The 18,428-nt window shown below is 42.0% G+C and carries 18 protein-coding genes and 2 pseudogenes; 16 read left to right on the top strand and 4 right to left on the bottom strand.

Annotated features, from left to right (window positions below; translation table 11 throughout):
* Nucleotides 1–172 precede the first annotated feature (172 nt).
* Nucleotides 173–550, bottom strand: coding sequence for a plastocyanin (petE, locus tag LW728_RS15870; protein WP_002800865.1), 378 nt, complete (start codon nt 548–550; stop codon nt 173–175).
* A 192-nt stretch (nt 551–742) separates the two neighbouring features.
* Here petE and petJ point away from each other — a divergent pair, with 192 nt between their 5' ends.
* The 7 genes from petJ to LW728_RS15835 all read left to right on the top strand — a co-directional run bounded on the left by petJ (nt 743) and on the right by LW728_RS15835 (nt 5,466).
* Nucleotides 743–1,063, top strand: coding sequence for a cytochrome c6 PetJ (gene petJ, locus LW728_RS15865; protein ID WP_002732729.1), 321 nt, complete (start codon nt 743–745; stop codon nt 1,061–1,063).
* Between the two features lie 116 nt (nt 1,064–1,179).
* Nucleotides 1,180–2,859: a DUF3352 domain-containing protein gene (locus tag LW728_RS15860; RefSeq protein WP_287667107.1), complete on the top strand. Its 1,680-nt coding sequence runs from the start codon at nt 1,180–1,182 to the stop codon at nt 2,857–2,859.
* 401 nt (nt 2,860–3,260) lie between these two features.
* Nucleotides 3,261–3,530 carry a hypothetical protein gene (locus LW728_RS15855; protein WP_002796343.1) on the top strand — a complete coding sequence of 90 codons (270 nt, stop codon included), beginning with the start codon at nt 3,261–3,263 and terminating at the stop codon, nt 3,528–3,530.
* Nucleotides 3,527–3,670 carry a putative toxin-antitoxin system toxin component, PIN family gene (locus LW728_RS15850; protein WP_002800867.1) on the top strand — a complete coding sequence of 48 codons (144 nt, stop codon included), beginning with the start codon at nt 3,527–3,529 and terminating at the stop codon, nt 3,668–3,670. The genes LW728_RS15855 and LW728_RS15850 overlap by 4 nt, the downstream gene beginning before the upstream one ends.
* A 351-nt stretch (nt 3,671–4,021) precedes the next feature.
* Nucleotides 4,022–4,825, top strand: coding sequence for a tetratricopeptide repeat protein (locus LW728_RS15845; protein WP_287767247.1), 804 nt, complete (start codon nt 4,022–4,024; stop codon nt 4,823–4,825).
* 270 nt (nt 4,826–5,095) lie between these two features.
* Entirely contained in the window at nt 5,096–5,287 is a 192-nt protein-coding gene (locus tag LW728_RS15840) for a type II toxin-antitoxin system HicB family antitoxin (protein ID WP_002800870.1), read from the top strand.
* Complete coding sequence (locus LW728_RS15835) at nt 5,284–5,466, top strand: type II toxin-antitoxin system HicA family toxin (RefSeq protein WP_012267861.1); 183 nt, start codon at nt 5,284–5,286, stop codon at nt 5,464–5,466. Before LW728_RS15840 ends, LW728_RS15835 begins: the two co-directional genes overlap by 4 nt.
* A gap of 292 nt (nt 5,467–5,758) precedes the next feature.
* Here LW728_RS15835 and LW728_RS15830 read toward each other — a convergent pair whose 3' ends face one another.
* Together LW728_RS15830 and LW728_RS15825 are read right to left on the bottom strand one after the other, a co-directional pair.
* Nucleotides 5,759–6,346, bottom strand: coding sequence for a Uma2 family endonuclease (locus LW728_RS15830; RefSeq protein ID WP_287667095.1), 588 nt, complete (start codon nt 6,344–6,346; stop codon nt 5,759–5,761).
* Between the two features lies 1 nt (nt 6,347).
* A pseudogene (locus LW728_RS15825) lies at nt 6,348–6,440 on the bottom strand (CU044_2847 family protein); the annotation flags it as partial.
* 467 nt (nt 6,441–6,907) lie between these two features.
* Between LW728_RS15825 and LW728_RS15820 the strand changes: the two are divergent.
* The 9 genes from LW728_RS15820 to LW728_RS15780 all read left to right on the top strand — a co-directional run bounded on the left by LW728_RS15820 (nt 6,908) and on the right by LW728_RS15780 (nt 18,090).
* Nucleotides 6,908–8,155: a sigma-70 family RNA polymerase sigma factor gene (locus LW728_RS15820; protein WP_287767246.1), complete on the top strand. Its 1,248-nt coding sequence runs from the start codon at nt 6,908–6,910 to the stop codon at nt 8,153–8,155.
* 2 nt (nt 8,156–8,157) lie between these two features.
* Nucleotides 8,158–9,285: a DUF1822 family protein gene (locus LW728_RS15815; protein WP_287767244.1), complete on the top strand. Its 1,128-nt coding sequence runs from the start codon at nt 8,158–8,160 to the stop codon at nt 9,283–9,285.
* A gap of 15 nt (nt 9,286–9,300) precedes the next feature.
* Nucleotides 9,301–11,754: a CHASE2 domain-containing protein gene (locus tag LW728_RS15810; protein WP_287767242.1), complete on the top strand. Its 2,454-nt coding sequence runs from the start codon at nt 9,301–9,303 to the stop codon at nt 11,752–11,754.
* 231 nt (nt 11,755–11,985) lie between these two features.
* Nucleotides 11,986–14,658 carry a tetratricopeptide repeat protein gene (locus LW728_RS15805; protein WP_287767240.1) on the top strand — a complete coding sequence of 891 codons (2,673 nt, stop codon included), beginning with the start codon at nt 11,986–11,988 and terminating at the stop codon, nt 14,656–14,658.
* A gap of 50 nt (nt 14,659–14,708) precedes the next feature.
* Nucleotides 14,709–14,900 (top strand): type II toxin-antitoxin system HicA family toxin, encoded by a 192-nt coding sequence (locus LW728_RS15800; protein ID WP_409786583.1) that lies wholly within the window; start codon nt 14,709–14,711, stop codon nt 14,898–14,900.
* Between the two features lie 11 nt (nt 14,901–14,911).
* Nucleotides 14,912–15,208: a type II toxin-antitoxin system HicB family antitoxin gene (locus tag LW728_RS15795; RefSeq protein ID WP_287767238.1), complete on the top strand. Its 297-nt coding sequence runs from the start codon at nt 14,912–14,914 to the stop codon at nt 15,206–15,208.
* 564 nt (nt 15,209–15,772) lie between these two features.
* The gene (locus LW728_RS15790; protein ID WP_255420522.1) at nt 15,773–15,907 is read left to right on the top strand and encodes a hypothetical protein; all 135 of its coding nucleotides are present in this window, start codon (nt 15,773–15,775) and stop codon (nt 15,905–15,907) included.
* Between the two features lie 172 nt (nt 15,908–16,079).
* Nucleotides 16,080–17,081 carry a pentapeptide repeat-containing protein gene (locus LW728_RS15785; RefSeq protein ID WP_149976370.1) on the top strand — a complete coding sequence of 334 codons (1,002 nt, stop codon included), beginning with the start codon at nt 16,080–16,082 and terminating at the stop codon, nt 17,079–17,081.
* Between the two features lie 250 nt (nt 17,082–17,331).
* Nucleotides 17,332–18,090, top strand: coding sequence for a sulfite exporter TauE/SafE family protein (locus LW728_RS15780; protein WP_061432451.1), 759 nt, complete (start codon nt 17,332–17,334; stop codon nt 18,088–18,090).
* Between the two features lie 239 nt (nt 18,091–18,329).
* Here the strand turns inward: LW728_RS15780 and LW728_RS23260 are convergent.
* A pseudogene (locus LW728_RS23260) lies at nt 18,330–18,428 on the bottom strand (IS982 family transposase); the annotation flags it as partial.

Genomic DNA, 18,428 nt, shown 5'->3' with positions numbered 1-18,428 from the left:
ATATTTCAGGAGACAGGAGATAGGAGATAGGAGACAGGAGACAGTAGCCGGTCGTCAGGAGACTATTTTTATTTATTCTTCCCAATTCATAATTCATAATTCATAATTCATAATTCCCAAAAAACAACCCGCGGCAGTTAACCGCGAGTTATTTTTGGCTAAAATCGGATAATTACTGAACGGTAATCGTTCCGACCATACCGGCGCCGCGATGGGGTTCGCAGTAGTAGGTGTAAGTACCCGGTTCGCTGAAAGTGCTTTCAAAGGACTCACCGGCGGAAAAAGCCAGACCTTTATGGGATAATTTGCTGGCTTGGGCTTCGGGAACCTTGGCGCTATCGAAAACTATGTTATGGGGAGAAAGTTTGTTATTGACCCATTTCACCGTATCTCCTGCTTTAATAGTGAGGGCGGGGGGATCAAATTGTAGTGTACCTGCATCACCGCCCATCTTCACCGTGAAGGTTTCCGCAGCAGCGGAGGCAGTGTTGAAGAAGAAGCTAGAGACGACTAGCGCCACGGTAGCGAACAATAAACCTAATTTTTTCATGCTTGTTAATCCTTTACACGAGGGAAGATGACAAGTTTGACAGCCTGTCTTTTGACAAAAAAGTAAAAGTTTGCTTTTAACTGTCCCATTGATTAATTCTACACCAAGTTTGACAGCTTGTCTTTTGACAAGAAAACCGGTTTTTTCTGACCATGGTTGGGGAATTTCTTAAGAAATAGAGGAGAACCAATCGTGAAAAGACTATTAATTTCCCTGTGCTTGCTCTTGGCTGTGGTTACATTCGGTATGGCTCGTCCCGCTTTAGCTGATGGGGCTTCGATTTTCAGTGCTAACTGCGCTTCCTGCCACATGGGCGGTAAAAACGTGGTTAATGCCGCTAAAACCCTGAAAAAAGAAGATTTAGTTAAATATGGCAAAGATTCCGTTGAAGCTATCGTTACCCAAGTTACCAAAGGTATGGGGGCGATGCCGGCTTTCGGTGGTCGTCTCAGCGCTGAAGATATCGAAGCTGTAGCTAACTATGTCCTCGCTCAAGCGGAAAAAGGCTGGTAAAAATTAGTTATCGGTGGCGAGTTATCGGTTATCAGTCTGGTAAGAATTGTAGCGATCGAAATTCTTGGGTCAATTGCTGGCTTAAAATAGCTAATGGTTCATCTCGGGACAAGGTTGTGAAATTGCGATCGTTTTTCTATATTTTAGGTGCGACGGTAATCATTCTCCTAGGAGTCGCTACAGCCAGTTTTGCTTGGATTCTCGCCGATAGTCCTCTGTCTTTGCTCAAAGGTGGGGTGCTGCGGGAACCGATGGCGGCGATTTTTGTGCCGAAACAGGCCCCGGTTATGGTATCCTTGTTGGTCAATCCCGAACGTTTGGAGTCTTTTGGTCAATTAATCGCTACACCGGCTAATCGACGACGTTCGCACCAAGAAATTAAGGATTTAGAAAAAACTCTGCTCGGTAAAACGGGATTAAATTATCAAAAGGAAATCAAACCTTGGTTAGGGGAGGAAATTACCCTCGCTGTTACTTCCCTAGATTTCGATCGCGATACCGATAATGGTATCCAACCGGGTTATCTTTTGGCAATTCAAAGTAAAGATGGTGAACGCGCTAAGGAATTTCTGCAAGCTTCCTACTCAAAACAGGCGGTTTCGGGCAAATTTGACCTTGTTTTTGAACTCTACAAGGGAGTTAACCTCATTTATCAACGTCCCTTGACCGCAGGAGATAATAATCGTTTTCTCGCTAGTGCCGTCGTCGGTGATACGGTGCTTTTTGCCAATAATATCAAGGTTTTGCGCGAGGCACTTAATAACGTGCAAGTACCGGATTTAAACCTAAAAAATAGCCCCGATTACCGAGAAGCCCTCAAAAATATCACCGAACCGCGTATAGCTATAGTTTACGGCAATTTACCTCCGTTATCGGCTTGGATCGCTAATCAACCCGTCCCGGAGAGTCCCGAAGCAAAACAACGATTAGCCACGGCTTTTTCCCTCAAATCTGGGGGAATAGTCGCTCAAACCGCCTTAATTGGAGTCTTAGGACAGGATGACCAAGCACCAATTTTATCTAGTCCCGTGGGATCATTATCTTTTATCGGCGAAAATAGCCTTTTAGTCGCCGCTAGTCGCGATTTAAATCGTTTTTGGACTCAGGTAGAGGAGGGGTTAGAAGCAGATAGTCCCCTACAGGAATTAATAACACAGGTCTTAAACCGCTTCCAGTCGCCTTTAGGTTTAAATTTGCCTGAAGACATTTTTAGCTGGGTTAGAGGCGAATATAGCCTCGCTCTCGTGCCTAATTCAAAGGGGATGGAACCCGATAGTGTTTTTGTAGGGGAACGGGTGATGGGGGTAGAGGTGGACAGTGCGATCTCTCATTTGGATGAGTTGGCCCGCAGTCGCGGCTATAATGTGGTTAATCTGCCTTTACTCGATCGAACGGTGACAGCTTGGACAAAGTTAACCACGGCGGTCCCAGGAGGAAAAGCGCAACTAGAAACGATCGTGACGGGAGTGCATACTAGGGTCGATAATTATGAAATTATCGCTAGTTCTGTGGAAGCGATGGGTTTAGCTTTATCTGCACAGAAAAACCCCATTTTAAGTAGTGGTAAGTTTCGACAGGCAATTACTGCTTTACCCGCAGAAAATGATGGTTATTTTTACGTCGATTGGCGACAATTGCAACCGGTAATCGAGGCAAAATTCCCGATCGTGCGGGTGTTAGAATTATCGATTAAGCCTTTATTTAATAATCTGCGTTCTCTTACCATTAGCAGCCAAGGTAGCGAAAATTCTGTGCGTCGGGGAACGATTTTCTTTAATCTGGGAGTGAAGTCTTAATCAGTTATCAGTTATCAGATAGAAGCTTGTAGGTTTGGTTGAGCGATTTAATAATTAGGAGAAAACTGCTTGATTCAATGGTTTGAGGTAAACCCAACATTCTTGACGACATTGGTGTGGTTGGGTTTCCCTCAAGCGTCGCTAATAACCGTTCTGGATCCGTTATCAAGTAGCCAGTGGTATTGATTCTGTGGAAGGACTCTCTTGGGGTAGTATAAATGTAGAGGGAGAAACATTACCTCTCCAGACGCGAATCGCTGAGCGCCATCAATTCCAGGATTAGATTCCAAGGTAGCAAGCCCTAGCTTGAAAAATTCGCTAAGATATATATAATTAACTTGATCAGATTATTTATAAAGTCTGTTTAACAGCTAAAGCTAATAAAGTTTATTTTGAAGCCGATGACCAAAGAGCTACTCATACAAATCAATCGAGAAGGAAACCTCGAACTTCCTCCTGAAGTTCAAACCCGCCTCAACCCAGGAGATAAATACATGATTTCCCTGACGGAAGACTCCATCATTCTCAAAAAAGTTCATCAAGATAAAGTCAATCTAGAGCAATTCTTTGAGCGACTAGAAGCAATGGAACCAGACCCCAATCAACCGACTCTAGCTGAGATTAGCCAGATGATTAAAGAAGCTCGCCAAATTAGACGCGCCAACTCATGAAAGTTGTTCTAGATGTCAATGTTTGGATTTCAGGATTGTTGTGGGGAGGAGTTCCGGGTAAAATCCTTAAATTAGCTAAAAATCAAAAAATTACAATCATTACTCCCCAAGAATTTCTTAGTCGCTACTTTAATGAGTAGAGAAGAGGAGTAAGGTAATTAATTGACGATTTACACCAAGAGAAAAGATAAGTTTGACCTACAATAATTGCTATGATTACTGTAGGATTTAAAAAAAAGTGATCGCTCTTACTACTTTCTAATTACTTTAGATAGTAGTAGCCTAGTGCTTTTTAGACAAAAAAAGCCTATTCTGTATATTCCCAAAAAAGCAGCCTATGAATTAAGTAGGGGTTGCTGAATCAATCTAAAAACCTTGTTGGATAATATTTTTAGGCTTTTTTAGCCCAAAAACCTTTTTTAGCAGGATTTACACCGATATTCAGCCAACCCTAAGTAGAATTTAAAATCATCCCCACCGAGGAACTAGCCATGAAATCCTTTGCCCTTCTTACCACCGTTAGCCTAATCAGCCTTTCCACCCTCGCGACTGTTCGCCCCGTCATGGCGCTAGAGAGCCGACAACCAGCCGAAACCCGGATCGCTCAAGGGAACAATCAAGACGCGATCGGCCACTATAACCGGGGAGTTGGCTACATCCAACAGGAAAAATACGATCTCGCTCTCGCTGAATTCACCAAAGCGATCAACATTGATCCCCGATTCGCTGAGGCTTACCTCAATCGGGGGCTTCTTTACGCCGTACAGGGGAAACCAGACCTCGCCCTGTCCGATTACAATCAGGCGCTCAACATTAATCCCCGAGACGCAATCGCTTACCGCAATCGCGGGAATCTTTACAAAGAACAGGGGAAACCAGACCTCGCTCTGTCCGATTTCAATCAGGCGCTCAACATTAATCCCCGAGACGCAATCGCTTACCTCAATCGCGGGGGTCTTTACCGACAACAGGGGAAACCAGACCTCGCTCTGTCCGATTACAATCAGGCGCTCAACATTAATCCCCGATTCGCTGAGGCTTACCTCAATCGCGGGAATCTTTACAAAGAACAGGGGAAACCAGACCTCGCTCTGTCCGATTACAATCAGGCGATCAACATTAATCCCCGATACGCAATGGCTTACGGCTTTCGGGGGCTTCTTTATTACTCTCGACAAGAAAGGGAAAAAGCGATCAGAGATTTGCGACAAGCCGCCGAACTGTACCGCCAGCAAGGAAACGCGGCGTTATATGAAAAGGTTATGGAATTCCTACGGCTATTAGGCGCGGTCTAGTCCTTTTTCTTGGGTTGAGTCCGTCGGTTGGGTTGAGCGAATCAATGGGTTAAAGAAAACCTCTCAATTTTAGGGGAAAGCGAAACCCAACAGCCAACACCTAAATCCGTCTGAATGAGCGATCGCAAATTTTGTCGGCTGCATTAACGAAGTGTCAGGCGGCAATCTCGCTGCCAACCCTGATAATAAAGCTGATCGTGGCTTGAGAGCAATTCCGTTATAATAGGGGTCAACTTAATATCGTTAGCAACGCAGAATGAGGATTTCACCATGAGGATTCCATATACATATTGGAAAGAATCAGATGGGATGTTCTTGGGCTATTTGAATGAATTTCCCGATCATTGGACCCAAGGTGTTGACTTAGAAGAATTAATCGAAAACCTGATCGATCTCTACAGAACATTTACTACGGAAGAAATCCCCGGAATCAAGAGAGTTGCAGAGTTTGAATTCGCATAAAAAGACATGATTTAATTGCACAATTGGAGCAAGCTGGCTGCTACTTGATTAGACGTGGAGGGAAACATGATATTTACCATAATCCAGATACTGGAAAAACAGAACCAATTCCCAGACATCGAGAAATTAATGAGCGATTGGCTAAAAAGATTATCAAAAGTCTTACTGGTGACAGATAAATTCACAGTGCAAATCAAACAAGGCTACAAGGAAGCAAAGGAGCTATGGAAAAATGATTACTGTAGGATTTTAAAAAAGGCGATCGCTATTCCCATCCTCTTATTTTTTTGTTGGGTTTCCTTCTTGATCTTGAGAATCGCAATATCAACTGATTTTGGTAGATATAGCGTTTCCTAAGCTAGTGAGGTACACCTATTTTCTTCCCTTTTGCCTCTTGCCTTTTGCCTAAAACCCATAACTTTTGTACCTCAGCAGACTGAAAAACGCTATAATTGAGATGGGATTTAATCCTTATTCTTCACTTAAATTAAAATCAATTCGTTGATAAATATCCAGCAATGAGATTTGAAAATCCACAGAATAAAACCTTAAAACATCATTCTCTGATTCAGATGCTTTAAATAACCATTCTCCATTATTTTGTTGATAAAATTGTTCCACATAATAACGGTATTGATCGATCAAAATATATTCCTTAAAGTCAGGAATTGAACGATAAAACTTAAACTTATCAGTGCGATCATAATCTCTAGTTGATTTTGATAAAACCTCGACAATGATTAACGCATTAGTTACAGTATTTGTGCCTTTTCCTTCATATAATGGTTTGCCTTTAATCACCATGACATCAGGATAAGTATAAAAGCGGTATATTGGCATCCATAACCGGACATCACTCATGAAAGTCCAATAATCTTCATTATTAATCTTAGCTGGAAAATTTTTACAGAAATTCAAAGCAATCAGATTATGATTAGTAGTTGCTCCTACCATGGGAATAATTTCTCCATCTAGATATTCATTTTTGTATGCTGCTGTTTCTTCTAGCTGACAATATTCTTCAGGTGTATAATACCGTTTTTCGACTTGAACTTGCATACTAACCTCCCTTATCTTGGTTAAATTCCCATTCAATAGCAACTTTAATATTAGCTGGTGCTGAACCTTTGGTCACTAAAGAGATACCCGTTTCACCCCCAACTTGTCAGCCAAATTCTCAAGTAACCTGACTGGGTGGACTTACTTGGGAAACTCCCTGTTTGATCGAAGTTAATAATAATTGTAAGCTAAGACGTATTTAAATCGCTTATTTTTAGATTAGCCGAATCTCCCCCAATCCCTTTATGCTACATATCAGGACAGGCACTCATGCACTCTTGCAATAGGCAAAAGGGAGAATAAATAATCATTCTTTAATAACCGGATTTAGTATGACTCCTAACCCCACCAACAAACTTTTTCAGCAAACCCTAATTATCAGTGACTCTTAAATTAATACAAACGTTTGCACAATCGTCTCCTCACTCCTGACTCCCCAGACTCTCGACTCCTCAAAACGAAAAATTTGTACCTCACCATTAAGATAACTGCTATAATACTGCATAAAATCTCGAAGTGGAACGATAGAGAGTTTAGTTGACCTCCACGGGGAGTAGCTAGATGAAAAAACGAGAGACTTTGCTGGAGAAGTTTTGTTGCTTTTTAGTTTTGCAGCAAAATAGGACACAATGGAATTGCGATCGGCGTTTGCGTCGTAACATGGAAAGCTATGGCCAAATCGATCCTAATGTCGATTCAGAGGAGTATTTGGCCCTATTCTTTCAGCAACAGTATCAGAATCCCGGTTCCCAAAATCATCTTTTTCGTGGGCATTTATACGCTTATTTGCAGGAACCTTGCTACTGGGCTGCTGCCGAAATCTATCAAAAATATCAAGCTAAACTAGATTATCAGATCGAAGACTACTTTAACGAAGGAATTCTTGGTTTTGAGGCTATCTTAGCTGACTTTAAGCCTTTATTCTCCACTCGCTTCGATAATTTTGCCAATCAGAGGATTAAATATCGCTTAATCGATCGCATCCGTCAGATTAGTCAAGCATTCGGCCATAATACTTGGAGCCTACTACTTAATTCTACCGGAGCGCGTCTCAGCCAAGCTCTCCAGGCGAGGGGATTAGTGGGAGAAACTCTCGAAAATTACCTTTTAGCTTGGGATTACTATAAAGAAATTTATGCCCAGGCAAAAATAAAAACCGATGGTAAAATTCAGGAACCTAGTCCAGAAATCTGGCAAAAAATCGCCGCTGCTTATAACTCGGATAGCCACTCTACCATCAAAATCAATTCTGCGACAATTACCCGATGGTTAAAGGATGCGGGACAAGCTATTTCTGATTATTTATTTCCCCAAGGAAAAACAATTTCCTTACAGCAACCTTTAGGGGGTGAGGAAAGTAGCACGAGGGAAGAAATGATCGAAGATACTCTCCATAATAACCCTTGGCAGCAATTAGAAGCGGCGGAAAATTTTCGCGAGTCGCAACAAAACCACCAAAAAATTCTAGCTTGGTTACGCGCAGAAATTCAACAGATTTGTCAGCAGCCGCAACAGGCAAAACTGCATCCGCAAATTCAGTTAATTCTAGAGATGACTTATGGTTCAGGGTTGGGACAAGTGGCAATTGCCGCTAAGATTACAGAAATTACCACGGTAGTTATCAAACAATATCAGGTTTCTAGGGAACTGGATAAAGTTTATCGTCACCTCGCTAAAAAGTTTTTACCCTGGGCCAGCGAAAACCTGCATATTCCTTCCCAGTCCCACGATAGAGAAGTTATTAGTAAGGCAATAGAACCATGGCTAACATACTACTATCAAACCAGCGCAACAACTCAGGAGGATTAATTATGGTTAATGATTGGTTAGAACTAACTCCTGATAGCATTTGGCTAGAAATACCCGCAGATATTCAAGAGATAAGTTGGGCAAAAAGTGCCAGTTTTACTGATGCCAGTATTCGTCAGAGATTTTATATTAATTATCTCTGTCAACAAGTTATTTTTAACTATCTACAGTCAGGGATGCCTGGGGTTAGCTTAGTAGAAAATCAAGAGGATTTCTGGCAACTAGGAGTTAATGGTTTTACCGTTAAATTAGACGAAAAGTCAGTAATAGTTATTGCCAGCGAAACTCTGGATCTAGAAGCGATCGAAATTCCTAAAGAATGGGTAGATATTCCTCAATTAATTGGTGATTATTATCTAGCGGTACAGGTAAACACTGCCGAAAGTTATCTAAGAATTTGGGGTTATACTACCCATAAAGATATTAAGGAAAAAGGACAATATATTAAGCGTAATCTTAACTACTCTCTACCGAGAAATCAACTGCAATCAGGAGCAGATTCTTTAGATTTATGGGGAGAGTGTCAATTACAAGCAGTTAAGATTGAACGGGAAAAGATGGAGGAAAAACTATCTTTAGATAGATTGACAACCTTACTAGACATCTTAGCTAATCCTCAGTTAATCTTTCCCAGAAAAGCCGTTACTTTTCAAGAATGGGCAGCAGTTATCGTCAATAGTAACTGGAGAAAAATTTTAATGACCCGTCGGCAAAAATCCCCCGTCAAGTTAACCAATTGGTTTACTGATAATTTCCCCATTGATTGGCAAAGTGTCCTCGATTTTAGCTCACTGTCACTGGTTCCAGCATTCAAAAATACAGAAATTAAACGCATCAAAGATTTAGGAGTAGAATTACTGGGAAATCCCCTCGCTTTGATGATTACTATCGCTAAAATTGAAGAAGTATTTAGCCTGCAAGCGACTGTTTACCCCACGGGAGAAACAAGCACTTTACCCCCCCATTTAAAATTAACTATTCTCACCGAAACTGGTCAGGTTTTTCGAGAAGTAATTGCCACAGATAACGATGAATTTATTCGTTATCGATTTGATGCTGAATTGGGGGATAAATTCTTCATTGAAGTGGCCTTAGAATCGGCAAGAGTCACCGAATATTTACAAGTATAAGCGAGGAAAAACTTAATGATTAAACTCTTAACTCTCGAACTAGATGGCACATTTGATCGGGGATTTAAAGTAAAATTAGAAATTCGTCCCGATCTTAATTCTCGTCCCCAAACTGTGATCAAAGCAAGGCTACCAGCTAATTTAGAGTTATTAACTCTTTACCGTCAATGGCAACGTCACTATAGTGAATTAGAGGGATTTTTTAAAGTCTTAAAAGATAGCAATCCCCAACAAATTACCAATAGTTCTCAGCAGAATTTAGTTTTTAAAAACTGCCAAGAAAAAGCCAAATTATTTGAGGATAACTTAAACAGATGGTTGAATAATAGCCCAGAATTTGAACCGATCAAAACCGCAATTCTGCGCTCTGGCAATAACTTTCGTATCTGGTTACAAACCGATAATATTTGGCTGCAAAGATTCCCCTGGGAAAAATGGGAAATTCTCCAAAATACTGGCGCAGATATAGCCATTATTGTCTCAGAATACGATACCTTAACCAGACAATTAAGAAATCATGAAAAAATTCGGATTTTAGCCATTTTAGGCTATGCCACCGACTTAAGATTTCTCGAAGAAGATCGCAAAACCTTAGACGATATTGCGGGAAAAGCAGGAGCCGAAATTATCTGGGAAAAAGCCCCTCACCCGCAAAAATTAAATCAGTTATTGCGTCAAGAAACTTGGAATATTCTCTTTTTTAGCGGTCATAGTGCCAGTACAGAAGATGGCCAAGATTGCGAAATTCAACTAACAGAAACTCATAAATTAAAGATAGCTGATTTTAGCTTTTCTCTGGGAGAAGCCACTAAAAACGGGTTAAAGTTAGCGATATTTAACTCCTGTGATGGTATCGGTTTAGCACAACAACTATCACGGGAAAAAGGGATGGCATTACCCCATCTAATCTTTATGCGCGAGAAATTACCCGATCCTGTTTCTCCCAAATTTCTGCAATACTTTTTAACCGCTTTTACCAATAATAAATCTCTCTATAGCGCCGTACATGAAGCCCAAAAAAATCTCCACGATGACTGGGAAAAAGACTATCCCTGTGCCAGTTGGCTGCCCGTAGTTTGCCCCAATCCCACCGAAGAACCCCCCACTTGGCATAGTTTCAGTAAACCCCCTAAAAATTGGCGACGATTCGCTCTAACTTTCGGTTTAGGTTTAGCCGTAGCCATGACAGTCTTGGCAATAAGAGAAACAGGAATTTTAGAACCCTTAGAATTAAATATTTATGATCGTCTGATGCAACTAAAACCCAAAGATAAACCCGACGAAAGATTATTAATTATTACCATCGATCGCCAAGATTGGGCCTATCAAGATCGCATGGGGATGAAAAGACCAACAATACCAGGAAGCGATCAAAAACGTTCCCTCGCAGGAGAAGCATTATCGCAGCTTTTAAATAAATTACTGCCCTACGAACCGCAAATTATCGCCTTAGATATCCTCCGTCCCATCGCTGCCAGTCAAGATTATCCACCCCTAGCCAAACAATTACAAAATACTCCTAATTTTATCTCGATTTGTAAGTTCAATAATTACCCACAACCAGACGGATTTCCCCCACCCCCGGAACTGCCAAAAAATCAGAGTGGTTTTAGTAACATAGTCCCAGACGAAACCATTGCCGGAGTTCCCCGAATTCGTCGTTTTTTATATCAGGCAAAACTCGATCGCACCTCTCCCTGTCTTCCCCCGGATTCTTTGGCCAAAGTTGACTCAATGTCCTGTAATTTTAAAGATTATGCTCCTAGTTTTAGTCTCCTAATTGCCAAACGATATCTAGAATCCCAGAATCAAGATTTTGACTGCAATAAACTGGAGCGGGGAATTCTAGAAATTAATATCGGGGATACTCATCTCGGTGACTGGCTACAATCCAACCGCGGCCCCTACAGAACCAGTCAATCCGATACCCGATCCGGCCGTCAAGTTATGCTCGCTTACCGTCGAATCGCCGATAATGGCATCGATGCAATCATAAAAATTGCCCCGAAAAAATCTCTCCGACAGGTTTTAGATCCGCGTTTTAATTCCGAATCAGTCCGGGAAAAAATTGTCCTGATTGGAGTAACAGAACCCGGGATTGATGATTTTTTAACCCCCTTTAGTCGCAACCCATCGGAAGCAATTCCGGGGGTTTATTTGCACGCGCACGCAGTCAGTCAAATTCTCGATACAATGACAGGAAAACGTACCTCGATCGCTTTCTGGAATCCCCTACAGGAGGCTTTCTGGGTGTTGGGTTGGTCCCTGGTGGGGGGATTATTAACGTGGCGTTTTCTTCGGGTAAAAACGGTACTTTTGACAGTGGCGATCGCTGTGATTTCCCTTACTGGTATCGGTTGGCTTCTCTTTAGTTATTTCGGTCTCTGGGTTCCGATTATTCCCCCAGCGATCGCACTTCTCACCACCTCCGGTATCTTCTTTTTTCTTCGTTCTTACTACTTAAAATAGCAAGGTAAGGCTTGCTGAAAAAGTACGGGCGAAGCATTCGGATAGAAAATCTCCGGTTTCACCGATAGGTTATTGCCCGAATGCTTCGCCCCTACAGGATCCGGGCCGATGAAGACGCAAGGTTTTGAAGCACGATTCTCTCAAAATCTTGCACCTGTTTCACGAGAAAAACGACAAAACTCTTACCTTGCCTACATTTCACATTTATTCAGCAAACCCTAGGTAACAACAATGATCAAACCTTCGATCGCCCTCATCCTTCTTTTCTCCCTACTGCCTCAACCCGGGTTAACCCTTGTCACCCCGGCTGCCGGAAATATTTCTAATCATCCCATTCTGACGGCACAGGGCGATCGGGAGCTTACCGAGGAGCAATTCCTACAACGAGTCACCGTTCGGATTACTAGCGAGACAAATCGGGGATCGGGGACGATTATTGCTAAAAAAGGCGATAATTACCTTATCCTAACCAACGCCCACGTTACCCGCAACACGAAAACCCTACAGGTACAAACTTACGACGGCCACAGCCGTGCGGCCCGCATTGTCCCCAATTCCCTATCGGAGAATCAAGATCTCGCCCTGCTAGAGTTTAGCGATACCAGGAATTATGCGATCGCCACCATCGCGAAGTTTACCATCAATCAAGACGAGATCGGTTTAGAAGTGGTGGCTGCGGGATATGTTGCCGAAACGGGACAGTATCGGACGACAAAGGGAACCCTCGAACAGGTCAGCGATCGACCCCTCCGGGATGGCTACAGCGTCGGTTATAGTGGCGATATCGTGCAGGGAATGAGCGGCGGCGGCATTTTTGTCGATGGGGAGTTAATCGGCATTAACGGGCGATCGGCCCATCCGATTCTCTCTAACTACATCTACGAGGACGGCACAAAACCCACAGACGCAGAAATCCAACAGATGAGAGCGGTTAATTGGGGCATTTCCCTTCATACCCTATTAACCTACATCCGGCCCGAAATCCTCAGCGCCTATAACCTACCCCTACCGCCGGTGAACCCCGATATAGAAACCACCGCCCCTACTGACTATATCGCCGAATTAGAAACAAAAGCGAAGGGTTTCACCGTCCGGATTGATAGTACGAGCGGTGGAAACGGTAGCGGTGTCATTATCGCTAAAAAAGGGAATATTTACACGGTTTTAACCGCCGATCACGTCTTCTGCGAAAAAATCAAAGGCACCACCAGATGTGCCGATCACACCTACACCGTCGTCACCAGCGACGGCAAAACTCGAAACATCGAGAAAAGCACCATCATCCGGCAGGAAGGGGTAGATTTAGCAGTTTTTCAGTTTGAAAGCCGAGACAATTATCCCGTTGCGGAAATAGCGAATTATAACCCAAATAGCGGTGATTTTGTTTTTGCGGCAGGCTTCCCTAAAATTGGACAAAATCCCTCGAAATGGTTGTTTAGTGGCGGTAGAATTCACGATAAAGAAACGGGATTACTACAAACCCGCCAAAGTGACTTAAGCACGCAACAAAGTGGAACATTACAAAGTGTTGCTTCTTTAACCGGAGGGTATGAATTAGTTTATACCAGCATCACATTTCGGGGCATGAGTGGCGGTGCAGTCTTAGACTCCCAGGGGAGAGTAATAGGGATTCATGGAAGTTCGGAAACAGCAGGGGTAACGGAAATTCAGTTAGGGTTTAGTTTAGGGATTCCCATTAGCACTTTTATCGGATTGCAAGAAAGATTGAAGGTAAAACCGCAATTATTAACCACTGCTCAACCCCAAGTTAGTCCGCAACAACAACAAGAAATTATTCAAGCGATTACTGGTGTTATTGTTCCTAATACCAATGCGACGGCGGATATTTGGATAGAAAGGGGGGGACAATTATGGCGGTTACGGAGGTATGAGGAAGCAATTAAAGCCTTTGATGAAGCGATTAAGCAAAATGACCCCAAGAATGTCTATTTAGCTTGGTATGGGAAGGGATTTGCGTTAGGTAATTTAGGTAAATATCAACCAGCTATAGAAGCTTTGCAACAAGCGATTAATACCTTACCTAAACGGGAAGATTTAAAGAACTTTCACAGTAGTATTTTACAAAAGCAAAGTGTTGTTTATCGCTATTTAGAAAATTATGAGCAAGCATTAACGGTGATTAATCAGGCGATTTCTCTGGTTCCCAATAACCCCAATCACTATAACGAGAAATATGTAGTATTAAGTGAATTAAAACGCTATGATGAAGAATTAGCCGCAATTACTCAGGCAATTAATCTCGCTCCCCGTGCTGCTTGGTATTATAATCGGGGTATTCTTTACTATAACCAACAAAAATACAAATTAGCATTAGATGACTACAACAAAGCTATTGAACTTAATCCTAATTATGCTTTGGCTTACTACAATCGGGGGAATCTTTACCGTCGCCAACAAAAATACAAATTAGCATTAGATGACTACAACCAAGCTATTAAAATTAATCCTAATGATGCTGAGGCTTACAACAATCGGGGGAATCTTTACTATGACCAACAAAAATACGAATTAGCTTTAGCTGACTACAACCAAGCTATTAAAATTAATTCTGATTTTGCTGGGGCTTACTACAATCGGGGGAATCTTTACAAAGACTTGCAGAAATACGATTTAGCCCTCTCTGACTACAGCAAAGCCATTGACATTAATCCTAATTTTGCTGAGGCTTACAACAATCGGGGGAATCTTTACAAAAACTTGCAGAAATACGAATTAGCCCTCTCTGACTACAACCAAGCTATTAGAATTAATCCTAATTTTGCTTTGGCTTACGCCAATCGTGGTATTTTATATGCCATATTAGGACAATCCGAAAAAGCAAAAATTGATCTACAACAAGCAGCCATATTATTCCGCCAACAGGAGAATATGGCAACTTATTAAAAGGTGATGCAACTTTTACAACAATTAGGGGGGTGAAATAGAAATCATCAATTCTGGAAAGTCGAGAAATTATCAAAAAACTGAAGGATGAGGGATGGTATCAAGTAGGTACAACAGGAAGTCATCATCATTTTAAACATCCCCATAAAAAAGGGAAAGTGACTGTTCCTCACCCTAAAAAGGATATTCCCCTTAAAACCCTAATCAGTATCGAAAAACAAGCAGGTATTAAATTACGATAAAGGAGAAATCAATGATTAATTATTTGGCCACCGTTCATAAAGATAACCATAGTGATTATGGGGTACAATTTTATGACTTTCCCGGTTGTATTAGTGCAGGAGAAACCATCGAAGAAGCGAAAAAAATGGCAACTGAAGCCTTAAAAGGTCATATTTCCTTTATGTTGGCAGATGGGGACGAAATTCCCACCCCTAGCACCCTCGAAACCATTTTAACCGACGCGGATCATCAAGATGCGATCGCTTTTCTACTCATTCAGGTATCAGAAGCTATTTTAAACCATCAGGAATTGTGTGTAAAAAACTAGGTGCAGTCCCTAGCTTGGTTTGAGGGAATAAATATGTTAAAGAAAACCTCTCAATTCTCAGGGAAAAGCGCAACCCAACAGCCAAAATCTAAATCTGTCTGAATCTTTTTGTTGGGTTTCCTTGGGTCAACCCAATCGACGATAATTGCTATGATTACTATAATTCGACCTTTTCCGTTTACCATCGACAATTTAGTTGACTTCCACAGCAGCTCTAATCCCATCTTTAAAAAATCAATTGACCGATATTTATCTCCTCAATCTGCCCCCAGTCTCAGACAATATTGAGATGACCAGTCTATACAATTATCCCCTAGGGAAAATCAAGCCTTTTGGCGAATTGATGAAAAAGCCATTAACCCCTCTTGCCAAAACAGACCACAACCTGATAGACTCATTAAACCAAGGCTTCAGGGAATAGGATCGGGCAGTTCATCCCTAAGAGGGATTGACTTTGACGAAGTTTTATGATTGCTCAACTGGAGAGTCCCCGAAATCTGGTGATTAAGAGTTTTAGCCTCTTGGCTACCGGACTGACTAAGCAGACCTAACAAATTCAACTGTATGATACCGAGTCAAGACATCGGCGAGGCAGTAGATTCAGTCAGAAAAACTGACGCACAAGACTTCTCTAATTTAATGCCTAGACCTGGCTGGCAACAAGTGGCAGGTTTAGGTAGAGGTTGTTTTTGGTATTGAACCCCGATTCTTGTAGTTATTTACCCGTTTTAGTGATTGCCAATAGGGATTTTAAGCCCGTAATTGGTTGAAAATTTCTATTTATTCGCAAAAATTCCCAGTCGCTCCCTGTTCAGTAATTTTCCCCAACCCATTCTCTGGAAATCACCTTCCAGAACAATTTAGTTATTTTATGAGTAGTAATGCCTTAACCGATCGTGAACATCTAATCGAACTGTATAATCGAGGTGAACGCAACTTTGCCGAAGTCAGACTTAGCGGAGTCAATTTAAAGAGACAGTGTTTAAACCAGATTAACCTAAGTCATAGTTACTTAAAACGAGCCAATTTAACTGAAGCTTGTTTAATTAACGCTAATTTCAAGGACGCTTCCCTGGAAGAAGTTAATTTAAGCAAAGCTTGTCTTATCGATGCTAACCTAACTAAAGCCGATCTTTCTGGGGCAAATTTGCGCCAAAGTAACCTAAGCGGCGCAATTTTGAGTAATACTGTCCTCAAAAAGGCTGATTTAAGTTCTGCCTGTTTAATTCACAGTAGCTTACTTTTTGCTCAACTGTTCAAAGCAAATCTGGAAGCCGCTAATCTCACCTCAGCCACTTTAACCCATGCCATGGCGGGGAAAGCTAACCTAAAACGGGCTATTCTCACTCGTGCTATTCTTAGCTCTGCTAATCTTAGCCATGCTAACTTAAAAGAAGCTAACCTAATTCGAGCCTATCTCTATCAAGCTAATCTGGAAAACTGCCAGCTTCAATACGCCGACCTCAGCTATGCCGATTTACGCGGGGCGGATTTACGCGGGGCGGATTTACGTTGTGCTAACCTCGAAGGTGCTAATCTGACGGGAGCTAACCTCAATTGTAGTGATTTTGAGGGAGCTAACTTAACCGGAGCCGATTTAAGCAAAACTGACGCGAATAAAGCCAATTTTCGCCAGGCTAACTTAACCGGTTGTAATCTGCTCGGTGCTAATTTAGCCTCCGCTAACCTTTCCGGTGCTAATCTACACCAAGCGGGATTACTCTTGAGTTATTTAGTGGGAAGCAATCTTAAACGAGCTAATCTCAAACAAGCTAACTTAATCGGGGCGATTTTAACCGAAAATAATCTCCTTTCTGCTTCCCTCGAAGAGACTATTCTTCCTAACGGTAGTCGCGGCAATCTCCTTTCCTAATATTCCTAGAAAAACCCAGTTATAGAGACTTTTCCGCCGAGGTTTCTATAACCGTGGGGTTTTTCTTGGGGAATGATGAATTATAAATTATAAATTATGAATTGGGAGTGGGGAGTGCCAGAGTTGGGAGTGGGGAGAATAAATGAAAATAATCTCCTGAATACTGTCTCCCGTCTCCTGTCTCCTGTCTCCACTAGGAAATTAATTTTGCACGACTATTCAGACCCCTCAAGGCCATGAACCGAAGATAATGGCAGACAATTACTTGATTTTACTGATAACGGGCGTTTTTTCGGGCTTATTAGCGGGTTTATTTGGTATTGGGGGTGGCACTATCTCCGTGGCGATCCTGTTAAATTTGGGCTACAGTTACGGGGAATCGGTGGCTACCAGCAGTTTAGCGATCGTTTTTACTTCCCTAGGGGGTACGATCCAAAATTGGCGATTAGGTTCCCTCAAATGGCAGCGAGTTCTCCTCTTAGGTTTACCCGGGATTTTTACGGCATTTATCGGGGTCTATCTGGTCAAATCTAGCCCCAAACACCTCCTAGAAGCGGCTTTTGGTTGTTTTTTACTACTCAATATCTATTTAACCAATCTCAAGCAAAATTTAAGCCAAAAAGAGCCAGTTTCTGCCCTTAGATTGCATCCTAATCTAGCCTGTCTGCTAACCGGAGGAATCGCTGGATTTTTAGCTGGTATTTTCGGAATTGGCGGTGGGGCGATCATGGTGCCACTACAAATGATTTTTTTGGCAGAAAAGATCAAAATCGCCATTGTCACCAGTTTAGGTGTGGTTTTACTCAATTCGATCGCCGCCTGTTTCGCTCATGCCCAAGCCGGTCATATTCTTTATCTACAAGGGATTATTTTAGGTATCGGTGGTTCCCTAGGTGTACAAGTAACCACTCGTTTTTTACCGAAATTACCGGATCGATTGGTGCGGATTACTTTTTATATTTTTCTGCTACTGATGGCCATTTATTTCTTTATCCGCGCTTGCTCTTAGACCGGATCAACGGACTGGTTAATTTCTAACCCTTCCACTCTCTCCCTGATGGGCTTTTTTCCGGATTCATCAATAAAAAACGGCGAATACTTGACAAATTCGGGGGGGGGGGTAGAATTATGATGATTATTACTATTAAGCAATGATTTATGGGGTATAAATAGCAATTTTTCCCCAGTATTAGCCATGAAATTAACTTGTCAATCAATCAAAAATGACTAATCAAACCCCAGTTCGGGTTAAGCAGCGGGGGGTAAAGCCCATTCCATCTTCAAGGAGGGTTTTTTCGGCTGGTGACAGTAAGCAATCAAACCACAGAGAAGATTAACGCAAAAATT

This window comes from Microcystis sp. 49638_E5 (genome assembly GCF_021300285.1).
GTDB lineage: Bacteria > Cyanobacteriota > Cyanobacteriia > Cyanobacteriales > Microcystaceae > Microcystis > Microcystis aeruginosa_C.
Note: the sequence above shows the minus strand (reverse complement) of the source record. Positions and strands in the feature narration are given on the sequence as shown.